2 protein-coding genes are annotated in these 2,381 nt (G+C 50.2%); both read right to left on the reverse strand.

Going from position 1 to position 2,381, the window contains the following annotated elements:
• Nucleotides 1-122: 122 nt before the first annotated feature.
• Nucleotides 123-932: an ATP-binding protein gene (locus B5F28_RS14290; protein ID WP_087296494.1), complete on the reverse strand. Its 810-nt coding sequence runs from the start codon at nt 930-932 to the stop codon at nt 123-125.
• Nucleotides 929-2,242: an IS21 family transposase gene (gene istA / locus B5F28_RS14295; RefSeq protein WP_087296495.1), complete on the reverse strand. Its 1,314-nt coding sequence runs from the start codon at nt 2,240-2,242 to the stop codon at nt 929-931. The genes B5F28_RS14290 and istA overlap by 4 nt, the downstream gene beginning before the upstream one ends.
• Nucleotides 2,243-2,381 lie beyond the last annotated feature (139 nt).

A 2,381-nucleotide genomic window follows, 5' to 3' on the forward strand; every position in this document is an offset into this window, starting at 1 on the left:
TGTTGGCGCCGGGAGATCACGACCATATTTTGTCGGGAGTATTTAACCAATTTTTGTCGGCGAACCCCAGAGCCAGTAGAATAAACAAAAAGAGTGCCAACAACCCAGCACTCATAGATTAGTTATTCTTTCGTTACTGCCGGCTCAACTGTAGGTACCCTGCCAGTTTGCAGTGAGACGGTTTCCAGTTTCTTTCCGCGGAAACTTTCACCACGCAGCTTAAATACAGTGGCATCGTCAAAGATGCGGTCCAGCGTACACAGCAAAGTAGCGTCTTCCTCAAAATCCTCGCGCCAGAGAGCCGGGTTCTTGTTGCTGGTGAAGATCATATTGAAACTACCTTCTTTGTTGTAGCGCCGGTCAATCAGGTCAAAGAACAGCCTCGTATTCTCCTTGTCGAAGGCACAGTGGCCAATCTCGTCAATAATCAGACAAGAGGGGCGCACAAGGCCGTTGAGACAGGAATCGGTTTTTCCAGAACGTCTGGCTGCCGTGAATCGGTCCCGGAGTTCAGATGCCTTAATAAAGTAGGTTTTCAAGCCATGCTGGCAGCAGGCGTATCCGAAAGCCTGAGCCAGATGCGTTTTGCCTGTGCCTGCCGGGCCAATAAAGGCCAGGTTGCGGTGAGAGTAGATGGCGTTCAAGGAGGACAAAACCTTCAGGCGTTCCACATCTTTTCCTTTGAGTAGCGAAAAGTCAAAATTCTCAAAGGTCTTGGGTGCTTTTGTAGGAAGACGACTCATCTTCAATAAGGTCTGAATGGTGGTCTGCTGTTTCTTTTCGCTGAGATAGCCGAGCAGCATCTGTACAGCCTCCATTCCCGCTTCCGAGAATTCCCGGTCTTCTGCGAACAGCGCGAATTCCTCAGCGGAAAGATCCAGCTTCAAAACAGAAGCAGCGGACGCCACCTGCTCAAAGATTGTTTCCTTCATACCTGGTCCTCCTTGTCAAAATCGAATTTGGCAAAGGAGAGATCCTGAGAGGGTTTTGGTAACTGAAAAATCTGCGTTTGTACAGGCGCTGTGGGAAATTCTTCTGGCTGTGCCAAGGATTCGTACTGTCCTTCACAGAAACTGTCGGTGCGGCTCCAGGTAACGGTATGTGTAGCCAGCAGTACCTTCAGATCAGCAGAATAGATGCGCAATAAATCACCGCTGCGCTCTACTCTCGCTGTTGCGCCAGGATAGCTGTAGGGTACACCGAAACGCCTGCCCTCGTAATTTACAAAGCCGTCAAAGGAGATCTTTCTTTCTGGACAGAGATAGAATCGGACGGCATCCTCCGGCACCATACGCAGCTGTTCTCCGCATACAGTTTCGTGAATCTTTTGAGGCGCACCATCCACAGTACGGCGGTATGTTCCGTTCTGTTTGTTGCACCATTCCAGCGCCTGCCAATTCAGATCTGTAAGATCACAGAATACTCGGTCAGTCAGGAAATTGTCTTTCACAAAGCGAACCAACCGCTCCACCTTGCCCTTGGTAAAGGGATGCCGTGGCTTGCAAAGTTTTGTCTCGAAGGCCAGGGCTTGCATAAAGGTTTCATAGTCTTTCTGCCAGACTGGATGTCCCTCCAGATCCCGGTGCAGCACGACACTCTTCATATTGTCGGTTAACACAAATCTCGGAACCCCCATGTACTGGAAAGCATGGATCATCCCAATAAACAGGTTTTCTTGCCGGGCATTGGGGAAGAACTCAATATACCGCTGGCCGCAGTGGTGGCAGATCATGGCAAAGCAGGCAACGCGGTAGGTCTGACTGTTGTAATCCAGAACATCCGCGAATCCCCAGTCCATCTGGTAGGCTTCACCGGGCTTTGTGACGTACCGGCGGCCACGATTTCCCTGCGGCGCAACCAACTGGCGTCTGGCCGGAATCAGGTGTTTGTGCGCGGCAATATACTCTTTTACAATGGTCGCCCCTCCTTCAAAACCAGCCTGTTTCAAACGCTCCAATACGACAGAGGAATTCTTAACGCCTTGGCGCAGCAAGCTGTCCAACAGGCCAGTATAACCGCTGAGTTTTGTGACCTTATGTCTACTGCCTTTGGTGCTGCGAGGCAAGTCTTGAAAGCCGTTTCTCTTGAGTCTGCGCAGTCTACTACGAGATACGCCGGTTCGTCGTTCTAACTCCGCTAAGTTGATGCGTTCCAAAGAAAAGGAGTCTCCCTGTTCTGCCTTCATTTCTTCTATGGCTTGTGCTATACTTGGTGCAAAGCCATTACCATTTTGCTCTTTCATCGCTTTTCCTTTCCGCTGGGTTGTTGGCACTTTCCAGTGTACAGGATTTAAAAGAGCATCGGTAGTGGCTTTATCTTTTCCGACTAGGTGTGGCTGCGAACTCCCGACACTTGAAGGTTAGTTTCGCCCGACCCGAATA

The sequence above is a fragment of the Gemmiger sp. An194 genome, from assembly GCF_002160145.1.
Taxonomy (GTDB): domain Bacteria; phylum Bacillota; class Clostridia; order Oscillospirales; family Ruminococcaceae; genus Allofournierella.

Bases quoted from the DNA above. Each gene is read 5' to 3' on its own strand.
- istA (WP_087296495.1), bottom strand. From the start codon at position 2,242: ATGAAAGAGCAAAATGGTAATGGCTTTGCACCAAGTATAGCACAAGCC.
- B5F28_RS14290 (WP_087296494.1), bottom strand. From the start codon at position 932: ATGAAGGAAACAATCTTTGAGCAGGTGGCGTCCGCTGCTTCTGTTTTG.